The 19,988-nt window shown below is 70.5% G+C and carries 12 protein-coding genes, 1 tRNA gene and 1 rRNA gene; 13 read left to right on the top strand and 1 reads right to left on the bottom strand.

The annotated features are described in order from the left end of the window. The first annotated feature begins 114 nt into the window (after window positions 1-114). The 3 genes from rrf to AB852_RS17295 all read left to right on the top strand — a co-directional run bounded on the left by rrf (window position 115) and on the right by AB852_RS17295 (window position 1,267). Window positions 115-231, top strand: a 5S ribosomal RNA gene (rrf, locus tag AB852_RS17285). A gap of 102 nt (window positions 232-333) precedes the next feature. After that, a complete protein-coding gene (locus tag AB852_RS17290; RefSeq protein ID WP_073789287.1) occupies window positions 334-1,068 on the top strand; it encodes a DegT/DnrJ/EryC1/StrS family aminotransferase in 735 nt (244 codons plus the stop codon). Between the two features lie 126 nt (window positions 1,069-1,194). Continuing rightward, a tRNA-Thr gene (locus tag AB852_RS17295) sits at window positions 1,195-1,267 on the top strand. Between the two features lie 64 nt (window positions 1,268-1,331). On the opposite strand, the gene AB852_RS17300 is transcribed toward AB852_RS17295, so the two are convergent. After that, entirely contained in the window at window positions 1,332-4,031 is a 2,700-nt protein-coding gene (locus AB852_RS17300; RefSeq protein ID WP_073789289.1) for a SpoIIE family protein phosphatase, read from the bottom strand. A gap of 262 nt (window positions 4,032-4,293) precedes the next feature. Between AB852_RS17300 and AB852_RS17305 the strand changes: the two genes are divergently transcribed. The 10 genes from AB852_RS17305 to AB852_RS17355 all read left to right on the top strand — a co-directional run bounded on the left by AB852_RS17305 (window position 4,294) and on the right by AB852_RS17355 (window position 19,982). Further along, window positions 4,294-9,834 carry a HAMP domain-containing protein gene (locus AB852_RS17305; protein WP_107499273.1) on the top strand — a complete coding sequence of 1,847 codons (5,541 nt, stop codon included), beginning with the start codon at window positions 4,294-4,296 and terminating at the stop codon, window positions 9,832-9,834. A 241-nt stretch (window positions 9,835-10,075) separates the two neighbouring features. Then, window positions 10,076-10,756: a response regulator gene (locus AB852_RS17310; protein ID WP_073789294.1), complete on the top strand. Its 681-nt coding sequence runs from the start codon at window positions 10,076-10,078 to the stop codon at window positions 10,754-10,756. A gap of 361 nt (window positions 10,757-11,117) precedes the next feature. After that, window positions 11,118-13,886 (top strand): DNA translocase FtsK, encoded by a 2,769-nt coding sequence (locus AB852_RS17315; RefSeq protein WP_107499288.1) that lies wholly within the window; start codon window positions 11,118-11,120, stop codon window positions 13,884-13,886. Between the two features lie 426 nt (window positions 13,887-14,312). Continuing rightward, complete coding sequence (locus AB852_RS17325) at window positions 14,313-15,167, top strand: helix-turn-helix domain-containing protein (protein WP_073789300.1); 855 nt, start codon at window positions 14,313-14,315, stop codon at window positions 15,165-15,167. A 228-nt stretch (window positions 15,168-15,395) separates the two neighbouring features. Beyond that, window positions 15,396-16,922, top strand: coding sequence for a 30S ribosomal protein S12 methylthiotransferase RimO (gene rimO, locus AB852_RS17330; protein ID WP_073789302.1), 1,527 nt, complete (start codon window positions 15,396-15,398; stop codon window positions 16,920-16,922). After that, complete coding sequence (gene pgsA / locus AB852_RS17335; protein WP_073789305.1) at window positions 16,919-17,611, top strand: CDP-diacylglycerol--glycerol-3-phosphate 3-phosphatidyltransferase; 693 nt, start codon at window positions 16,919-16,921, stop codon at window positions 17,609-17,611. The genes rimO and pgsA overlap by 4 nt, the downstream gene beginning before the upstream one ends. After that, window positions 17,608-18,132 (top strand): CinA family protein, encoded by a 525-nt coding sequence (locus AB852_RS17340; RefSeq protein WP_073789307.1) that lies wholly within the window; start codon window positions 17,608-17,610, stop codon window positions 18,130-18,132. Before pgsA ends, AB852_RS17340 begins: the two co-directional genes overlap by 4 nt. A 109-nt stretch (window positions 18,133-18,241) precedes the next feature. Next, window positions 18,242-18,613 (top strand): helix-turn-helix domain-containing protein, encoded by a 372-nt coding sequence (locus AB852_RS17345; protein ID WP_073789309.1) that lies wholly within the window; start codon window positions 18,242-18,244, stop codon window positions 18,611-18,613. Window positions 18,614-19,008: 395 nt separating this feature from the next. Then, window positions 19,009-19,479 carry a Dps family protein gene (locus AB852_RS17350; RefSeq protein ID WP_073789312.1) on the top strand — a complete coding sequence of 157 codons (471 nt, stop codon included), beginning with the start codon at window positions 19,009-19,011 and terminating at the stop codon, window positions 19,477-19,479. Between the two features lie 260 nt (window positions 19,480-19,739). Next, entirely contained in the window at window positions 19,740-19,982 is a 243-nt protein-coding gene (locus AB852_RS17355) for a hypothetical protein (protein WP_079184716.1), read from the top strand. Window positions 19,983-19,988: the final 6 nt, after the last annotated feature.

Here is a 19,988-nt window from a genome sequence, read left to right on the forward strand (position 1 = left end):
GTTGCTCGCGTCCACTGTGTTGGTTCTGAAACCACGAACAACCAACACCCCCCTGCCCCGACCAGTGATGGTCGTGTGGGCCGGTGGGGGTGTGCGGGGTGTGTTTCGTAGTGTTTCGGTGGTCATAGCGTGAGGGAAACGCCCGGTTACATTCCGAACCCGGAAGCTAAGCCTTACAGCGCCGATGGTACTGCAGGGGGGACCCTGTGGGAGAGTAGGACACCGCCGAACTAACTTTATAGAAGGAGCAGGTACCGGATCTTATGATCCGGTACCTGCTCCTTTTTTGTTTGCTTCATCCGCCGTTCATATCGTGGCGTGAGCATCATCGGCATGGGGACAGTCGCAATACTGCGTGCCGCCGGGATCGGACCGGGGGACGAGGTCGTCGTACCGTCGTTCGGGGACATCGGGTTGGCCGGCGCGGTGGTCGCCGTGGGGGCGGCACCCGTGTTCGCGGACATCGACCCGTCGTCGTACTGCCTCGACGCCGATTCCGTGGCCGCCATGGTGAGTCCACGTACGGTCGCCGTCGTCGCCGTGCATCGCTTCGGGCGGCCCGCCGACCTCGGCCGGCTCCGGCAACTGGGGCGACGGCACGGGCTGCTGGTACTGGAGGAGGACGACGAAGACACCTCGCCGGATGCCTTGGGCGTCGGTGAGCTGGACGAGCTGGAACAGGTGCGGCTGCGGCGGGCGCGTGCCGCGTACTTCGACTCCCGGCTGCGTGGGGTACGCACCCCGCCGCACGGCGACGGGCATACGTACCGGAGCTATGTCGTCCGGGTGCCGGGGAACGGCCGGCCCGACCGGGACGCGTTCGCCAGGGCGCTGCGGGCCCGGGGCGTCGAGTGCGCCGTGCCGGTGCGGACGCCCGTGCACCGGATGCCGGGCTTTCGGCGCGGGGTGCTGCTGCCGGAGACGGAACGGGCCGCCGCGGAGACGCTGGCGCTGCCCATGGCCGCGTCCCTGACGTGGCGCCAGGTCCGGCGCGTCGTCGCCGCGTGCAACGCGCTCGGCGGACCGCTCCGGGCCGAGCCGGGATTCCGGATGGCCGCCGCTTTCTGAACCCTCCCGCTTTCCGGACACCCGCGGGAACCGGGCCGACGGTCGGGCGGCCGATGGTGCCGAACACCCCCGCGTTCGGGGTATGATCTATTCCGTTGCCAAGCGGGAAACACCGCGAAGCGACAGGCCCCTATAGCTCAGTCGGTAGAGCGTCTCCATGGTAAGGAGAAGGTCAACGGTTCGATTCCGTTTGGGGGCTCAGCGCAAAAGGAAGGCCCCGGCCGATCGGCCGGGGCCTTTTGTGTGCCCCGGAGGGCCCGGCCTCAGATCTGGAGGCCGGGGACCCGCATCACGAGGATCGCCATGTCGTCCGAGGGGGCCGCGGTGGCGAAGCGGTCCACCGCCCGCATCACCCTGGCGGCGACCGCGCCGGCCGTGAGACCCGTGGACGACGCGAGCACCTCCGCCAGACCGTCGTCGCCCAGCATGCGGCTGCCCTCACGGCGTTCGGTGACGCCGTCCGTGACGCACAGCAGGACATCCCCCGGGTCGAGGGTCACCGTCTGCTCGTACAGCTCCAGGTCGTCCATGACGCCGAGCAGCGGCTGAGGTTCGGCGGCGGCCTCGACCGTGCCGTCCTGGCGGAGCCGCAGCGGGAGCGGGTGGCCCGCGCAGACCACCTTGAGTACGGCGCTGCCGTCCTCCTGCGGCCACAGCTCGCCGTACAGGAGCGTGAGGAAGCGGCTGCGGGCGCCCTCGTCGAGGATCGCGGCGTTCAGCCGTTCCAGGACCGCCGGGCCGCTGAAGCCCTCCCGGGCGAGCAGCCGCAGCGCGTGCCGGGCCAGACCCGTCACCGCGGCGGCCTCCGGGCCGGTGCCGCAGACATCGCCGATGGCGAAGCCGTAGGCGCCGTCACGGATCGGGAAGAGGTCGTAGAAGTCGCCGCCGACCTCGTTGCCCTCGCCCGCGGCGCGGTAGATGACCTCCACCTCGACGCCCGGGATCTCGGGCGTCTGCGGGGGCAGCAGACTGCGCTGGAGCGACTGGCTGATCGCCGTGCGCTCCGAGTACAGCCGGGCGTTGTCGAGGGCGAGGGCCGCTCGGCGGGACAGGTCCTCGGCCAGCTCCAGGATCTCCTGGCGGAAGTGGTCGTCGGCCGGCCGGCCGAGGGTCAGCATGCCGATGACCCGGTTGCGGGCCACCAGGGGCAGCACCACGGTCTCGCCGCCGACCGACGAGGCGGTGTTGTGGACGGACATCGACTCGGGGTCGAAGCTGCGCCGGGAGGTGCCCCGCGCGGCCTCCTGCGCGGCGCGGGCGGGAGCCGTCCACACCCGGGCGCCCGGGGTCGGTACCGGGTCGGGCGGGGCGATCCTGGACAGCAGCTCCTTGAGCCCGTCGATGCGGTCCTCGTCCTCGTGCAGGACGTACGACAGGAACGGGTCGGAGGCCTGGTCGGCGATCGTGTAGACCGCGCACCAGGTGGCCAGGGTCGGGACGGTCATCTGGGCCATCAGGGCGAGCGTCTGGTCTCGGTCCAGGGTGCCCGCGAGCAGATCGGACGCCTCGACCAGGAAGCTCAGCGAGCCGCGGCGGAGCCGTTCCAGCTCACCGAGTCGGGCCGACTCGACGGCGAGGGCGATCCGGTCGGCGGCGAACTGGAGGCGCAGGGCCTCCTCGTTGGAGTAGCGGTCGGGGGACTCGGCGGCGACCCCGAGGGAGCCCGTGAGGCGTCCTTCGACCTTCAGCGGGACGGTGACGACCGAGCGCATGCCCGTGCCGATGAGCAGCGGAACGGCGCCCGGGACGACCGACAGATCCTCGTGGACGGCGGGCATCCGGGCGGAGCCGTACCGGCCGGGGCCCGCCTCGACGGGGACCCGGGCGAAGCGCTGGCGGGCCGAGGGCAGTCCGGTGGACGCGCGGACCTCCAGCTCCGTCTCGTCGTCGGTGGCGAGCAGCAGGAACGCGGCGTCGGCGTCGAGCATGTCGCGGGCGCGTTCGACGGTGCGCTGGAGCAGTCCGTCGAGGTCGTCGGGGGCGGGGGAACCGATGAACACCTCGAACGGATCGGCGGGTCCGCTGTCGGGGAGGGCTCCGGTGTCCGCCGCGGGGAGCCGCAGGGGTGTCTGGATGACGGCGCGTTCGTGGTCGCGGACGAGCAGACAGACCGTCGAGGGTTCGCCGTCGGTGTCGCGTACCCGCAGATGCGAGGCGTAGACGGGGACGACCCGGCCCGCCGCGTTGCGGATGCCGTAGCTGCCCTCCCAGCGGGAGAGCTGGAGGGCCTCGGCGATGCCGGTGCTGGTGCCGGGGGTGTGGGGCCAGGCGGCGAGGTCGGTGAGCGGTTTGCCGATGACCTGGTCGGGCTGGTGGCCGAAGAGTTCCCCGGCGTCCTCGTTCCAGGCGGAGACCGTGGCGGCGCCGTCGATCTGGATGACGGCGACCCTGACCCGGCCGTCGGTGACGGGGAGCAGGGCCACGGGCAGGCTGGGGCCCGCGCTGCGGGTGCCGACGGGCCGGTCGGGCAGCTCCATCAGGAACCAGACGCGCTTGTGGGAGGGGCTGTACTCGACGCCCCAGCGTCCGGCGAGGGCCGCGCAGAGCTGGAGGCCGCGGCCGCTCTCCCGGTCGGGGCTGCCCATGTCGCCGGGGGAGTGCTGGAGCGGGATCTCGCGTTCCGGATAGCGGTCGGCGACCTCGATCCGCACGGTGTCGCCGGAGCGCAGGCACAGCACCTCGGCGGACGTACCTGCGTGGATGACGGCGTTGGTGACGAGTTCGCTGGTGAGGACGACGGCGTCGTCGATGATGTCGGCGAAGCCCCAGCCCTGGAGCGTGTCCCGGACGAAGGAACGGGCCGTTGCCACGGATCTGCCCGCGGGTGGGAAGGTGGCGGCCGCGCGCGCGGTGATCACAGAACTCCTTGTCCGGGATTCGACGTGCTGTGCTCCCGGGCCGGCGTCACGCCGGGTCCGGGGTTCCGGGGGTTGCCCCCCGGGCAGTTGCAGTCCGGTGGTCATGCTGGGGCCGCGCCTCCGATGCCCGCTCGTACTTCTGCCACCTTCCTGGCCGGGCGGGCCGGGACGGGTGGACAGCCGCATGCCAGGTTACTTACCTTCGCGGTCCGTGCGGATGCCACCCGTCAGTGATTCCACCCCCAGGGTGTGGCGGCGGTGTGCGAAGCTGCCGAACTGTTATGGCCTGGTTCCTTCGGGGTGAAACACTGGGCAGGCTTCAGAGGACGGTCCGAGGCACGAGGTCGACCCTTCAGGGAGGGACACGGTGGAGTCTGGCGCGGCAGCGCGGGGCACGAGCGCGCGAGGCAAGGGCGGACAGTCCGTGAAACGGGCACGCCCCGCGCGTAAGGGGACGACCCCCGTGGAGACGGCTGAGCTGCACCGTCTGCTGGCGGCACTGGAGTCGATGCGGGACGGCAACTTCCGCAAGCGGCTGCCGGTGGCCGGTGACGACGTACTCGCGGAGATCGCGACCGTCTTCAACGAGGTCGCGGACCGCAATCTGCATCTCACGGGTGAGCTGGCACGGGTGCGGCGGATGGTCGGCCGTGAGGGAAAGATCACGGAGCGGCTGGACACGGGCCCCTGCGAGGGGTCCTGGGCCGCCGCGATCAACGCGTCGAACGCGCTGGTCGACGATCTCGTACGGCCGGTGTCCGAGGTGGGGCGGGTGCTGTCCGCGGTGGCGGAGGGCGATCTGGAGCAGCGGATGGAGCTGCGTCCGCACGGGGCGAACGGCGCCGGGCTGCCGCTGCGTGGTGAGTTCCTGAAGGTCGGCCGGACGGTCAACAACCTGGTCGACCAGCTCTCGACGTTCACCGACGAGGTCACCCGGGTGGCCAGCGAGGTCGGTACGGAGGGCAAGCTGGGCGGTCAGGCCCGGGTGCGGGGGATGTCCGGTTCGTGGAAGGACCTCACGGACTCCGTCAACACGATGGCGTTCCGGCTGACGGCGCAGGTGCGGGACATCGCGCTGGTGACGACGGCGGTGGCCAAGGGCGATCTGTCGCGCAAGGTGACCGTCCATGTCGACGGCGAGATGCTGGAGCTCAAGAACACCGTCAACACGATGGTGGACCAGCTGTCGTCGTTCTCGTCCGAGGTGACGCGGGTCGCGCGTGAGGTCGGTACCGAGGGTGAACTGGGCGGCCAGGCCAAGGTGCCTGGTGTCGCGGGCGTGTGGAAGGACCTGACCGACTCCGTCAACCTGATGGCGGGCAATCTCACCGCGCAGGTGCGGGGCATCGCGCAGGTGACGACGGCGGTGGCCAACGGTGATCTGTCGCAGAAGGTGACGGTCAGCGCGCGCGGCGAGGTCGCGCAGCTCGCCGAGACGATCAACCAGATGACCGAGACGCTGCGGACGTTCGCGGACGAGGTCACCCGGGTGGCGAACGAGGTCGGTGCCGAGGGCCGGCTGGGCGGTCAGGCGCAGGTGCCGGGCGCGGCGGGTACCTGGAAGGACCTCACGGACTCCGTCAACACGGTGTTCCGCAATCTCACCACGCAGGTGCGGGACATCGCGGCGGTGACGACGGCGGTCGCGAACGGTGATCTGTCGCAGAAGGTCACCGTGGATGTCGCGGGCGAGATGCTGGAGCTGAAGAACACCGTCAACACGATGGTGGACCAGCTCTCCGGCTTCGGCGCCGAGGTGACGCGGGTGGCCCGCGAGGTCGGGGTGGAGGGTGAACTGGGCGGTCAGGCCCATGTGCAGGGTGCCGCCGGTACCTGGAAGGACCTCACGGACTCCGTCAACACGGCGTTCCGCAACCTGACCGGTCAGGTCCGCAACATCGCGCAGGTCACCACGGCGGTCGCGAACGGTGATCTGTCGCAGAAGGTCACCGTCGATGTGTCCGGCGAGATGCTCCAGCTGAAGAACACCGTCAACACGATGGTCGATCAGCTGTCGAGCTTCGCGGACCAGGTCACGCGGATGGCGCGGGACGTGGGTACGGAAGGGCGGCTCGGCGGCCAGGCGCGGGTGGACGGCGTCAGCGGTACGTGGAAGGAGCTGACGGACTCCGTCAACTTCATGGCCGGGAACCTGACGTCGCAGGTGCGGCAGATCGCGCAGGTGACCACGGCGGTCGCGCGTGGTGATCTGTCGCAGAAGATCGACGTGGACGCGCGCGGGGAGATCCTGGAGCTGAAGAACACCATCAACACGATGGTGGACCAGCTGTCCGCGTTCGCGGACCAGGTGACCCGGGTGGCCCGGGACGTGGGCACCGAGGGCAGGCTGGGCGGTCAGGCGCAGGTGCCGGGGGTCGCCGGGGTGTGGCGCGACCTCACGGACTCCGTGAACGGGATGGCGTCGAATCTGACGGGTCAGGTCCGCAACATCGCGCAGGTCGCCACGGCGGTCGCGCGTGGTGATCTGTCGCAGAAGATCGACGTGGACGCGCGCGGCGAGATCCAGGAGCTGAAGAACACCCTCAACACGATGGTGGACCAGCTCTCGAACTTTGCGGAGCAGGTCACCAGGGTCGCGCGTGAGGTCGGTACGGAGGGCATCCTCGGCGGTCAGGCCGAGGTGCAGGGGGTGTCCGGTACGTGGAAGGACCTCACCCAGTCCGTCAACTTCATGGCGAACAATCTGACGATCCAGGTGCGCAGCATCGCGGAGGTGACGACGGCGGTCGCCCGGGGTGATCTGTCGAAGAAGATCACGGTCGACGCCAAGGGCGAGATCCTGGAGCTCGTCACCACCGTCAACACGATGGTGGACCAGCTGTCGAACTTCGCGGAGCAGGTCACCAGGGTGGCCCGTGAGGTGGGTACCGAGGGCAATCTTGGCGGTCAGGCGCGGGTGCCCGGGGTGACGGGCATCTGGAAGGACCTCAGCGACAACGTCAACCTGATGGCCAACAACCTGACCAGTCAGGTGCGGAACATCTCGCAGGTGTCGGCGGCCGTCGCCAACGGCGATCTCACCAAGAAGGTCACCGTGGAGGCGCGCGGCGAGGTCGCGCAGCTCGCGGACACCGTCAACACGATGGTGACGACCCTGTCGTCGTTCGCGGACGAGGTGACCCGGGTGGCCCGCGAGGTGGGCACCGACGGCATCCTGGGCGGTCAGGCGCGGGTGCCGGGGGTGTCGGGCACCTGGAAGGACCTGACCGAGTCCGTGAACTCGATGGCGTCGAATCTGACGGGTCAGGTCCGCAACATCGCGATGGTCACCACGGCCATCGCCAAGGGTGATCTGACCAAGAAGATCGACATCGACGCGCGCGGGGAGATCCTCGAACTCAAGACGACCATCAACACGATGGTCGACCAGCTGTCGTCGTTCGCCGAGGAGGTGACCCGGGTCGCCCGTGAGGTGGGCACCGAGGGGCAGCTCGGCGGTCAGGCGCGGGTGCGTGACGTGGACGGGACCTGGCGGGACCTCACCGAGTCGGTGAACGAGATGGCCGGGAACCTGACCCGTCAGGTGCGGGCCATCGCGGCGGTCGCCACGGCGGTGACCCGCGGTGATCTGAATCTGAAGATCGACGTGGACGCGGCGGGCGAGATCCAGGTCCTCCAGGACAACATCAACACGATGATCGCGAACCTGCGGGACACGACCATCGCGAACAACGAGCAGGACTGGCTGAAGGGCAATCTCGCCCGGATCTCCGGTCTGATGCAGGGCCGCCGTGACCTGGACGACGTGGCCGGGCTGATCATGAGCGAGCTGACGCCGGTGGTGTCCGCGCAGCACGGGGCGTTCTTCCTGGCGATGCCCATCGACGACGGCCAGGACATCGGCTCGGCGCAGGACGACGCCTACGAGCTGCGGATGCAGGGTTCGTACGGCTACTCGATGGGGTCCATGCCGACGTCGTTCCTGCCGGGCGAGACGCTGATCGGGACGGCGGCCAAGGAGAAGCGCACGATCCTGGTGGAGAACGTCCCGCCGGGGTATCTGAAGATCTCCTCGGGGCTCGGTGAGGCGCCGCCCGCGCATGTCATCGTGCTGCCGGTGCTGTTCGAGGGAACGGTTCTGGGGGTGATCGAGCTGGCGTCGTTCCAGCCGTTCACCCAGATCCAGAAGGACTTCCTCAACCAGATCGCCGAGATGATCGCCACGAGCGTCAACACGATCAGCGTCAACACCAAGACGGAGGTCCTGCTCCGGCAGTCGCAGGAGCTGACCGAGCAACTGCGGGAGCGCTCGGCCGAGTTGGAGAACCGGCAGAAGGCGCTCCAGGTCTCCAACATGGAGCTGGAGGAGAAGGCCGAGCTCCTCGCCCAGCAGAACCGGGACATCGAGGTGAAGAACACCGAGATCGAGGAGGCCCGGCAGGTCCTGGAGGAGCGCGCCGAGCAGCTCGCGGTGTCGATGCGCTACAAGTCCGAGTTCCTCGCGAACATGTCCCATGAGCTGCGGACCCCGCTGAACTCGCTGCTGATCCTCGCGAAGCTGCTCGCGGACAACGCGGACGCCAATCTCACGCCGAAGCAGGTCGAGTTCGCGGAAACCATCCACGGCGCCGGTTCCGATCTGCTCCAGCTCATCAACGACATCCTCGACCTGTCGAAGGTCGAGGCGGGCAAGATGGACGTGTCCCCGACCCGGATCGCGCTCGTCCAGCTCGTCGACTACGTGGAGGCCACGTTCCGGCCGCTCACCGCGGAGAAGGGTCTCGACTTCTCGGTGCGGGTGTCGCCGGAGCTGCCGGCCACGTTGCACACCGATGAGCAGCGGCTGCTCCAGGTGCTGCGCAACCTGCTGTCGAACGCGGTCAAGTTCACCGACTCGGGCGCGGTCGAACTGGTCATCAGGACGGCCGGGTCGGACGTTCCGGTCGCGATCCGCGAGCAGCTCCTGGAGGCGGGTTCGCTGGGTGACGCGGACGCCGATCTGATCGCGTTCTCCGTCGCGGACACCGGGATCGGGATCGCCGCGGGCAAGATGCGGGTCATCTTCGAGGCGTTCAAGCAGGCGGACGGGACGACCAGCCGCAAGTACGGTGGTACGGGTCTCGGTCTGTCGATCAGCCGGGAGATCGCGCGGCTGCTGGGCGGGGAGATCCACGCGGCGAGCGAGCCCGGCCGCGGGTCGACGTTCACGCTGTATCTGCCGCTGCACCCGAGCGGGCTGCCGCCGCACGGGTACACGCAGATCGCGCCCGCGATCGAACCGGGTTCCGCGCTGCCCGAGTTGGAGGCGCCCTCGGTGCTGACGGGGACCCCGCCGGAGGTGCGTTCGTACCGGGACACCCAGAACGGTCCCGCCGCGAACTTCCGCCGCCGGCGCAGGGCCGCGGTGCCCACGCCGGGGCTGCGGCAGCCCGCCCCGCCCTCGGGCCGGCCGGGGGCGGCGCCGGGCGGTCGGTTCCCGGAGCTGGGCCGCGCCTCGGGCGGCCGGGACGACACCGGACAGGACAACGGGCAGGAGCAGCAGCTGACTTCCGCGGTACGGAGCTTCGGCTTCGACGGCGAGAAGGTGCTGATCGTCGACGACGACATCCGCAATGTCTTCGCGCTGACCAGCGTCCTCGAACAGCACGGTCTGTCGGTGCTGTACGCGGAGAACGGCCGGGAGGGGATCGAGGTCCTGGAGCAGCACGACGATGTGACGCTGGTGCTGATGGACATCATGATGCCGGAGATGGACGGCTACGCCACGACGACGGCGATCCGCCGGATGCCGCAGTTCGCCGGACTGCCCATCATCGCGCTGACGGCGAAGGCCATGAAGGGCGACCGGGAGAAGGCCATCGAGTCGGGGGCGTCCGACTATGTGACCAAGCCGGTCGATCCCGACTATCTTCTGACCGTGATGGAGCGGTGGATGCGGGAGGAGTGAACCGCGGGCGCGGTTCCCCGGAATCGTCGGCTGACTCCGGCCGATCCCGTGTAGAAGTGCGGGATTCGGGGAACCTTCTGGACCCCCGCGGCGTTTTTGCTATGTGCACAGTGACATCGCGGTGACAGGGTGTGGCGACAGGTGGGGTGCGGCTACGATGACCGGCACAAGAACGGACGGCGCTACAGAGTCGTCCTCAGGGGCGGCGCCCGGCGCACTGCCGGGACGAGGAGGGCGGGCCATGGTGCAGAAGGCCAAGATCCTCCTGGTCGATGACCGGCCGGAGAATCTGCTGGCGCTGGAGGCCATTCTCTCCGCGCTCGATCAGACACTGGTGCGGGCATCGTCCGGGGAGGAAGCGCTCAAAGCACTGCTCACGGACGACTTCGCGGTCATCCTGCTGGACGTACAGATGCCGGGCATGGACGGCTTCGAGACCGCCGCGCACATCAAGCGGCGGGAGCGGACCAGGGACATCCCGATCATCTTCCTGACCGCGATCAACCACGGCCCGCACCACACCTTCCGGGGTTACGCGGCCGGTGCCGTGGACTACATCTCCAAGCCGTTCGATCCCTGGGTGCTGCGCGCCAAGGTGTCGGTCTTCGTGGAGCTGTACATGAAGAACTGCCAACTGCGGGAGCAGGCGGCCCTGCTGAGGCTTCAGCTGGAGGGCGGCGCCCGCGCGGGGGACGGCGGCAAGGAGCCAGCGGGTCTCCTCGCGGAGCTGTCCGCGCGGCTGGCGGCGGTCGAGGAGCAGGCGGAAGCGCTGTCGAAGCAGCTCGACGACGACTCGGCGGACGCCGCCGCGGTGGCGACGGCCGCTCATCTGGAGCGCAAGCTCACCGGTCTGCGCCGCGCCCTTGACGCGCTGGAGCCCGGTACGGGCAGCGGCGCGGCCGCGCTTCCCTCGCAGAACTGAACACCGGCCGCCGAGGAAACCGGGCGGGCCCGTCCTGAAGTCGGGCGGGTCCTTTTGGTGTGTGTGGTCGGGTCTTTCGGTAGGAGGCCCCCGGGGCCGCCTCGGGTGCGTGCGTGCTCCACGGCCGGGTGAGCGGGCGTCAGGACCTGCGGACGCGGCCGCCAGGGCCTGCGAACACGGGGCCGGGACCTGCGGATGCGGCAGTCAGGACAGGCCAACGCGGAAGCCGGGGCTGGTGGACACGGGCGTCAGGACCCATGGATGGGGAGGCGTCAGTTCCTGTCCTCCGTGACAGCGACACGAACGGGTGAAGCCGTGGGCACGGGTGTCCCCTGTGTCCCGCACCGGTAACCTCACCTCCATGGCCCCACGTCAGCCCGCAGCCAAGAAGCCGCCCGCCAAGAAGGCGACCGCGCCGGCCAAGGCTCCGGCGAGGAAGGCCGCGGCCCGCAAGCCGCCCCCGGGGAAGGCCCCGGCCCGGAAGGCCCCCGCCAGGAAGCCGACGGCCAGGAAGCCGACGGCCAGGAAGTCCGCGCCCAAGCCCCCGCCGAAACCGGCGCCCAGTCCGACCGGCGGCCTCTACCGGCTCGTCCGCGCGCTGTGGCTCGGCACCGCCCACGCCGTGGGCGCGATGTTCCGCGGGATAGGGCGTGGCGCCAAGGGCCTCGACCCCGCCCACCGCAAGGACGGGCTGGCGCTGCTGCTGCTCGGGCTGTCCCTGATCGTCGCCGCGGGGACCTGGTCGAATCTGCGGGGCCCGGTCGGTGATCTGGTCGAGATGCTCGTCACGGGCGCCTTCGGCCGCCTCGACCTGCTCGTCCCGATACTGCTGGCCGTGATCGCCGCCCGCCTCATCCGGCACCCCGAGCGGCCCGAGGCCAACGGACGGATCGTCATCGGTCTGTCCGCGCTGGTCATCGGCGTCCTCGGCCAGGTGCACATCGCCTGCGGCGCACCCGCCCGCAGCGACGGTATGCAGGACATACGGGACGCGGGCGGCCTCATCGGCTGGGGCGCGGCGACCCCGCTGACGTACACGGTCACCGCGGTCCTCGCGGTGCCGCTGCTGGTACTGCTCACGGTCTTCGGGGTGCTCGTCGTCACCGCGACGCCCGTCAAGGCCGTTCCCGAGCGGCTGCGGTCGCTCGGGGTCCGGCTCGGGCTCGTGCAGCCCGGCCCCGACGACCTCTCCGACGGGTACGACGGCTACGGCGAGGACGACTCCCGCTACGACGACCAGTGGCGCGAAGCGCTGCCCGCGCGCCCCGGACGGCGCTCCGCGCCCCCGGAGGCGTACGACCCGGGGCAGGACGAGGACGAGGCGCCCGTCCGGCGCCGCAAGCCGCGCAAGGGCCCCGCACGGCCCGCCGGGGACCGGCCGCAGGACGCGGTCGACGTGGCCGCCGCCGCTGCCGCCGCCCTCGACGGGGCCGTCATGCACGGAATGCCGCCCTCGCCGCTCGTCGCGGACCTCACCCAGGGCGTGGGCGTCGAACGCGACCCCGAGCCGACGCCGTCCGTGCCGCCCGCGCGTGTGAAGGGCGCCCGGATCGACGAACCGCGCGGCACGTCCGCCGTACCGGACCTCACCAAGTCGGCGCCCGAGAAGCACCGGGAGCTGCCCCCGCGCGCGGAGCAGCTCCAGCTCTCCGGCGACATCACGTACTCGCTGCCGTCCCTGGACCTGCTGGAGCGCGGCGGTCCCGGCAAGTCGCGCAGCGCCGCGAACGATGTCGTGGTCGCCTCGCTCACCAATGTGTTCATGGAGTTCAAGGTGGACGCCGCGGTCACCGGGTTCACCCGGGGGCCCACGGTGACGCGCTACGAGGTCGAGCTGGGACCGGCCGTGAAGGTCGAGCGGATCACCGCGCTGACCAAGAACATCGCGTACGCCGTCGCCAGCCCCGATGTCCGCATCATCAGCCCCATCCCCGGCAAGTCCGCCGTCGGTATCGAGATCCCGAACACCGACCGCGAGATGGTCAACCTGGGGGATGTGCTGCGGCTCGCGGACGCGGCCGAGGACGATCACCCGATGCTCGTCGCGCTCGGCAAGGACGTCGAGGGCGGCTACGTCATGGCCAACATGGCGAAGATGCCGCACATCCTCGTCGCCGGTGCCACCGGTTCCGGCAAGTCGTCCTGCATCAACTGTCTGATCACCTCGATCATGGTGCGGGCGACACCGGAGGACGTCCGGATGGTGCTGGTCGACCCCAAGCGGGTCGAGCTGACGGCCTACGAGGGCATCCCGCACCTGATCACCCCGATCATCACCAACCCCAAGCGGGCCGCCGAGGCGCTCCAGTGGGTGGTCCGCGAGATGGACCTGCGGTACGACGACCTCGCCGCGTTCGGCTTCCGCCACATCGACGACTTCAACGCGGCCGTCCGCAGCGGCAAGACCAAGGCCCCGCCGGGCAGCGAGCGCGAGCTGAAGCCCTATCCGTATCTGCTCGTCATCGTGGACGAGCTGGCCGATCTGATGATGGTCGCCCCGCGGGACGTCGAGGACTCCATCGTGCGGATCACCCAGCTCGCGCGCGCGGCCGGTATCCATCTGGTGCTCGCGACCCAGCGGCCCTCCGTGGACGTGGTCACCGGGCTCATCAAGGCCAACGTGCCCTCCCGGCTCGCCTTCGCCACGTCCTCGCTGGCCGACAGCCGGGTGATCCTCGACCAGCCGGGCGCCGAGAAGCTCATCGGCAAGGGCGACGGCCTCTTCCTGCCGATGGGCGCCAACAAGCCCACCCGGATGCAGGGCGCCTTCGTGACAGAGGCCGAGGTCGCGCTGGTGGTCCAGCACTGCAAGGACCAGATGGCGCCGGTGTTCCGGGACGACGTCACCGTCGGCAGCAAGCAGAAGAAGGAGATCGACGAGGACATCGGCGACGACCTCGACCTGCTGTGCCAGGCCGCCGAACTGGTCGTCTCCACCCAGTTCGGGTCCACGTCGATGCTCCAGCGCAAGCTCCGCGTCGGCTTCGCGAAGGCCGGGCGTCTCATGGACCTGATGGAATCGCGCGCCATCGTCGGCCCCAGCGAGGGTTCCAAGGCACGTGATGTTCTGGTGAAGGCCGATGAGCTGGACGGAGTGCTCGCCGTCATCCGGGGGGAGACGCAGAACTAGGACCGGTCGTCGCGACGGAGTACGCGCGTCGGGCGCCGGCGGTGCACACGCCCGGTGCTCACGCTGTACGCGCGGTCCCGGCGGTGTCCGCGCGCCGTGCTCGTCGTGCTCGCGCCGGGGTGTGCGCCGGGCCCGCGGAAGGGTCCGGTCCGCCGGGCGTGCACCGGCCTGTACGACGGGTCCGCCGGGCGGTCGTGGCACCACACGTCCGCCTGGGTCAATCCGGCATCACTCGTTCGGGAATCCAGGGCAACCGTTTCCCGGTCGCGTTCGTCAAGTTGAGGGAAGGGACAACCATCCGCCACCACATCCGGGAAACCGGCCATTCCGATGGCGTACAAAGTCGTACCGCCCGGTTGCCCCACCCTTTCGTAACCCCCCTAGACTGAACCTCCAGCAGGTGGCTCACGCTCGAAAGGCGCCCCCGTGTCCATCGGCAAATCCCCTGAAGACGACCACCCGACCGAGGACACCGGTCCCGCCGGTGCCCCGGCGGACGACGGCCCCACGATCGGACGCGTCCTTCAGCAGGCGCGTATCGAGGCCGGGCTGACCGTTGACGAGGTCAGTGCCGCCACCCGGGTGCGCATCCCGATCATCCACGCCATCGAGCAGGACGACTTCAGCCGCTGCGGCGGCGACGTCTACGCGCGCGGGCACATCAGGACCCTCGCGCGAGCGGTGCGTGTCGACCCGGCGCCCCTGCTGGAGCGGTACGCCACGGAGTACGGCGGCCGTCCCGCGCCGACCCCCGCCGCACCCCTGTTCGAGGCCGAGCGCATCCGGCCCGAGCGGCGCCGCCCCAACTGGACCGCCGCCATGGTCGCGGCGATCGTCGCCGTGATCGGTTTCGTCGGCTTCACCGCGTTCAACGGCGGCGATGACGGCGCGGGCTCGCCCACCGCCGGCGGCTCCGCACCCGCGGCCAGCAAGCCCGCGGCCAAGCCGAGCACCGGTGCGTCGCGGCCCGCCGACCCCAAGCCCGACCCGTCCGACAGCGCGATCGCCGCCGCCCCGCAGGACAAGGTCACCGTCAAGGTGAGCGCGCCCGACGGACGCAGCTGGATCTCGGTCAAGGACCAGAACGGCCGCACCCTCTTCGACGGTCCGCTCGAACAGGGCGACGCCAAGTCGTTCGAGGACAAGCAGCGCATCGACCTCGTCCTCGGCAACGCCGGAGCCATCGACCTCGCCGTCAACGGCAAGGCCGTCGAGGACGATTTCCAGCCCGGTCAGGTCGAGCGCCTGACCTACACCAAGGGCGACCCGGCGGCGGGCTGACCCCACCGGGCGCCGCCTCCGGCGGCGGCCTCCCGCACCCCGTCGGCGCAGTACACAGGACAGCGGGACAGCGACACGGCAGGACACAGCACGGCGGCACAGCAGGACAGCGGCACGACGTACGGCGGACCCCGGGTCGAGGGGTCCGCCGTACGTCGTGCGGGAGCCCCGAAGCGCCGCCCGAGGCGCGGGCGAGGGGTGTCACCGGGACGAAGTAGTCTTGAGCCCATGCCCGAACGCCGCACCGTCGCTCTCGTCACTCTTGGCTGCGCCCGTAACGAGGTGGACTCGGAGGAGCTGGCAGGCCGCTTGGAGGCGGACGGCTGGCAGCTCGTCGAGGACGCCGAACAAGCGGACGTCGCCGTCGTCAACACCTGCGGATTCGTCGACGCCGCCAAGAAGGACTCCGTCGACGCCCTCCTGGAGGCCAACGACCTCAAGGGACACGGGAGAACGCAGGCCGTCGTCGCGGTCGGCTGCATGGCGGAGCGGTACGGCAAGGACCTCGCCGAAGCGCTCCCCGAGGCCGACGGCATCCTCGGCTTCGACGACTACGCGGACATCTCCGACCGCCTCCAGACCATCCTCAACGGCGGCGTCCACGCCTCCCACACCCCGCGTGACCGCCGCAAGCTGCTGCCCATCAGCCCCGCCGAGCGCCAGCGCGCGGGAGCCGGGGTCGCCCTGCCGGGCCACGCGCCGGTGGACACCCCCGCCCCCCTCGACCTGCCCGCCGGGCTCGCCCCCGCGTCCGGTCCCCGGGCACCGCTGCGCCGCAGGCTCGGGAGCTCGCCCGTCGCGTCCGTGAAGCTGGCCTCCGGCTGCGACCGGCGCTGCACCTTCTGCGCCATCCCGTCCTTCCGGGGCTCCTTCATCTCCCGGCGCCCCTCCGACGTCCTCGGGGAGACCCGCTGGCTCGCCGAGCAGGGCGTCAAGGAGGTCATGCTGGTCTCCGAGAACAACACCTCGTACGGCAAGGACCTCGGCGACATCCGTCTCCTGGAGACCCTGCTGCCCGAGCTGGCCGCCGTCGACGGCATCGAGCGGGTCCGGGTGAGCTACCTCCAGCCCGCCGAGATGCGCCCCGGCCTGATCGACGTGCTGACCTCCACCGAGAAGATCGCCCCCTACTTCGACCTGTCGTTCCAGCACTCGGCGCCCGCCGTGCTGCGGGCGATGCGCCGCTTCGGGGACACCGACCGCTTCCTCGGACTGCTCGACCAGATCCGTGCCAAGGCGCCCGAGGCCGGTGTCCGGTCCAACTTCATCGTGGGCTTCCCCGGCGAGACCGAGGACGACCTGGCCGAGCTGGAACGCTTCCTCACCCACGCCCGCCTCGACGCCATCGGTGTGTTCGGCTACTCGGACGAGGACGGCACCGAAGCTGCCACCTACGAGAACAAGCTCGACCCCGACATCGTCGCCGAGCGTCTCGCGCGCGTGGCACGCCTCGCCGACGAGCTGACCGCGCAGCGCGCCGACGAGCGGCACGGCGAGACACTGGAGGTACTCGTCGAGTCCCTCGGCTCCGCCGCCACGCCCGGTGACGACCTGGACGCCGACGAGCCCGCGCTCGGGCGCGGCGCGCACCAGGCACCGGAGACCGACGGACAGGTCCGGTTCGTGAGCGCCGCCGGGCTCACCGTGGGCCGTATGGTCAGGGCGAGGGTGGTGGGCACCGAGGGCGTCGACCTCCTGGCGGAGGTCATGGAGCTGACCACGAGCGGCGTAGGCACCGAGGAGGCGGCCAGATGACCGGAGTCCCGGCATCCGCGGCGGGCGGTCCCGGCAGGCCGGCGCCCGGCGGCAAGCTGGGCGCCGCGGCGGTCAACCAGGCCAGCCTGTGGAACATCGCCAACATCCTCACCATGATCCGGCTGCTGCTGGTACCCGGCTTCGTGGCCCTGATGCTGGCCGGCGGCGGCTACGACCCGGCGTGGCGTTCGCTCGCCTGGGCCGCGTTCGCCGTCGCCATGATCACGGACCTGTTCGACGGTCATCTGGCGCGGGCGTACAACCTGGTCACCGACTTCGGCAAGATCGCCGACCCCATCGCCGACAAGGCGATCATGGGCGCGGCGCTCATCTGCCTGTCCTCGCTCGGGGATCTGCCCTGGTGGGTGACCGGGGTGATCCTCGGCCGCGAGCTGGGCATCACCCTGCTGCGGTTCGTCGTGATCCGTTACGGGGTCATCCCGGCCAGCCGGGGCGGCAAGCTGAAGACCCTCGCCCAGGGCACCGCCGTCGGGATGTACGTCCTGGCGCTGACCGGGCCGCTCGCCACCCTGCGGTTCTGGGTGATGGCGGTGGCGGTCGTCCTGACCGTCGTCACCGGTCTCGACTACATCAAGCAGGCCGTCGTGCTGCGCAGGCAGGGCATCGCCGAGCGGCGCGCGCTCGCCGCCACCGCGGTGGCCGCCGCGGACCGTGAGGCCGAGCGGTGAGTCAGGAGGCCGCCGAGGTGCTGCGGCTGCTGCGCGCGCGGGGGGAGACCCTCGCCGTCGCGGAGTCGCTCACCGGCGGTCTGGTCGCGGCGGGTATCACCGACGTACCCGGCGCGTCCGCTTCCTTCCGCGGCGCGGTGACGGCGTACGCGACCCCGCTCAAGGAGCGACTGCTCGGGGTGGACGGCGATCTGCTCGCGGTCCGCGGGGCCGTCGACGCCGAAGTGGCGCTCCAGATGGCGGCCGGCGTCCGTACCGCCCTCGGTGCCGACTGGGGGGCGGCCACCACCGGGGTCGCCGGACCCGAACCGCAGGACGGCCGGCCGGTCGGCACTGTGTACGTCGCCGTGCGCGGGCCACAGGACGGCGGCAAAGTGGTCGCATTGCGGTTGAAAGGCGATCGGACGGAAATCCGTAGGGAGAGTGTACGCAGCGTGCTCGCTCTCCTACAGGATCGGCTGTCCGGTGAACAGGCGGGGAATGAGCGGGCACAGGATACGGAAGAGAACGGGGGGACTTGATGTTTGCAGCCCTGAGTGAACACGACATCGCTCCCCGCACGGCCGCCGCGCAAGGCGGTACGGTGGGGCGTGAAGGATGCGGCTACACGGTCCGAGGAGGGAGCAACCGATGATTCTGCTCCGTCGCCTGCTGGGTGACGTGCTGCGTCGGCAGCGCCAGCGCCAGGGCCGTACTCTGCGCGAAGTCTCCTCGTCCGCCCGAGTCTCACTCGGCTATCTCTCCGAGGTGGAGCGGGGGCAGAAGGAGGCATCCTCCGAGCTGCTCTCCGCTATCTGCGACGCGCTTGACGTACGGATGTCCGAGCTGATGCGTGAGGTCAGCGACGAGCTCGCGCTCGCCGAGCTGGCGGTCTCGGCTGCGGCCGAGCCGGTGCCCGCGGGGGTGCGCCCGATGCTCAATTCCGTCTCGGTGACCGGTGTGCCACCGGAACGGGTCACGATCAAGGCGCCCACGGAAGCGGTCGACGTGGTCGCGGCCTGACGGCTTCGCACGTCCTCGCCGGTCCTTCCGCGGGACCGGCGGCTTTTCGTAGCGCCTTTTGACGCTTGCAGGGCCCCGTCCGGGGTGGTTCCACGGTTCGTCCGTGGGGCTGCTCCCGGGCGGGGCCTTCGTCTTTCCGGGTGCTGCGGGGTTCCGGGCAAGCTCCCAGGGTGCTTGCCGGCGCTTTACTCGTGCTTGCTTGCCGGTGCTTTCTCGTGCTTCCGGGTGGGTTGCCGCAGGTCGGGACGCTGGGGGACGGTCGCTGGGGTCGGTCGCCGGGGTGGCGGCGTCCCGTGTGCCAGGTCACAGATCGGCCTTGGTTCAGGTGACCCCTTTTGGGCAGGTGTGCCATGGTTGAAGATGCATGATCCCGACTGTGGAACCGGAGGACTGGGATGTACGTGGTGAAGAGCCCGTTGTCCGACGCCGACATGAAGACCGTGGCCGACGCGCTCCAGGGCGCGCTGGTCGATCTGGTGGACCTGTCCCTGATCGCGAAGCAGATCCATTGGAACGTCGTCGGCCCGCGCTTCCGCTCGGTCCACCTCCAGCTGGACGAGGTGGTGGACACGGCCCGACTGCACTCCGACACCGTCGCCGAGCGCGCGTCGACCCTCGGTGTCCCCCCGGACGGCCGTGCGTCGACCGTGTCCCGCACCAGCGGGATCGCGGACGTGCCGGACGGCTGGATGAAGGACACGGACGCCGTCGGCACGCTGGTGAACGCGCTCGGCGCGGTGATCACCCGGATGCGGGAACGGGTCGGCGTCACCGCCGAGGCCGATCCCGTGAGCCAGGACATCTTCATCGGGATCACGGCCGATCTTGAGAAGCACCACTGGATGTTCCAGGCCGAGAACGGCTGAGGCCCCGGGCCGTGGGGGCGTCCCGCGGTTCGCGCGGTGCGCCCAGCGGTGTGTCCGGCGGTGCGGCTTGCGGTGCGTCCAGCGGTGCAGCTTGCGGTGCGTCCGGAGGTGAGCCCGATGGCGCGCTCTGCGGTGGGCCCGGCGGTGGGCCTGGCGGTGGTGAGCCCGGACGGGCGGTGACGCCGTCGGTTCGCGCGTGGGTGCCGAGGGTGGCGCGTGCGGTTCGCGGGTGGCTGCCGTCGGCTGTGCGGGTGGTTGGAGTGGGTGGAGGCGGCGGTTCCGGTGCGCGCAGAGCGGCGCGCTGGGCCGCCGCCGCTGTCTTAGGTGCGCTCTGGTGGTGGGCGGTGCTGCGGCTCGCACTGGCCCCGGACGCCGGGGTGCTGGAAGGGGCGGTCGCCGCCGGGGGCTGGGGTTTGAGCCTGCTCCCGGTCCACTGCGTGTCGCGGGACGAGGCCGCCCGTACGGTCCGCCGGGTGTGGACGGTACGGGCCCCTGGGCGCTGACGCAGA

Source organism: Streptomyces uncialis, from assembly GCF_001905345.1.
In the GTDB taxonomy this organism is placed as follows: Bacteria; Actinomycetota; Actinomycetes; order Streptomycetales; family Streptomycetaceae; genus Streptomyces; species Streptomyces uncialis.

Bases quoted from the DNA above. Each gene is read 5' to 3' on its own strand.
- AB852_RS17290 (WP_073789287.1), top strand. From the start codon at position 334: ATGGGGACAGTCGCAATACTGCGTGCCGCCGGGATCGGACCGGGGGAC.
- AB852_RS17300 (WP_073789289.1), bottom strand. From the start codon at position 4,031: ATGACCACCGGACTGCAACTGCCCGGGGGGCAACCCCCGGAACCCCGG.
- AB852_RS17310 (WP_073789294.1), top strand. From the start codon at position 10,076: ATGGTGCAGAAGGCCAAGATCCTCCTGGTCGATGACCGGCCGGAGAAT.
- AB852_RS17315 (WP_107499288.1), top strand. From the start codon at position 11,118: ATGGCCCCACGTCAGCCCGCAGCCAAGAAGCCGCCCGCCAAGAAGGCG.
- rimO (WP_073789302.1), top strand. From the start codon at position 15,396: ATGCCCGAACGCCGCACCGTCGCTCTCGTCACTCTTGGCTGCGCCCGT.
- pgsA (WP_073789305.1), top strand. From the start codon at position 16,919: ATGACCGGAGTCCCGGCATCCGCGGCGGGCGGTCCCGGCAGGCCGGCG.
- AB852_RS17345 (WP_073789309.1), top strand. From the start codon at position 18,242: ATGATTCTGCTCCGTCGCCTGCTGGGTGACGTGCTGCGTCGGCAGCGC.
- AB852_RS17350 (WP_073789312.1), top strand. From the start codon at position 19,009: ATGTACGTGGTGAAGAGCCCGTTGTCCGACGCCGACATGAAGACCGTG.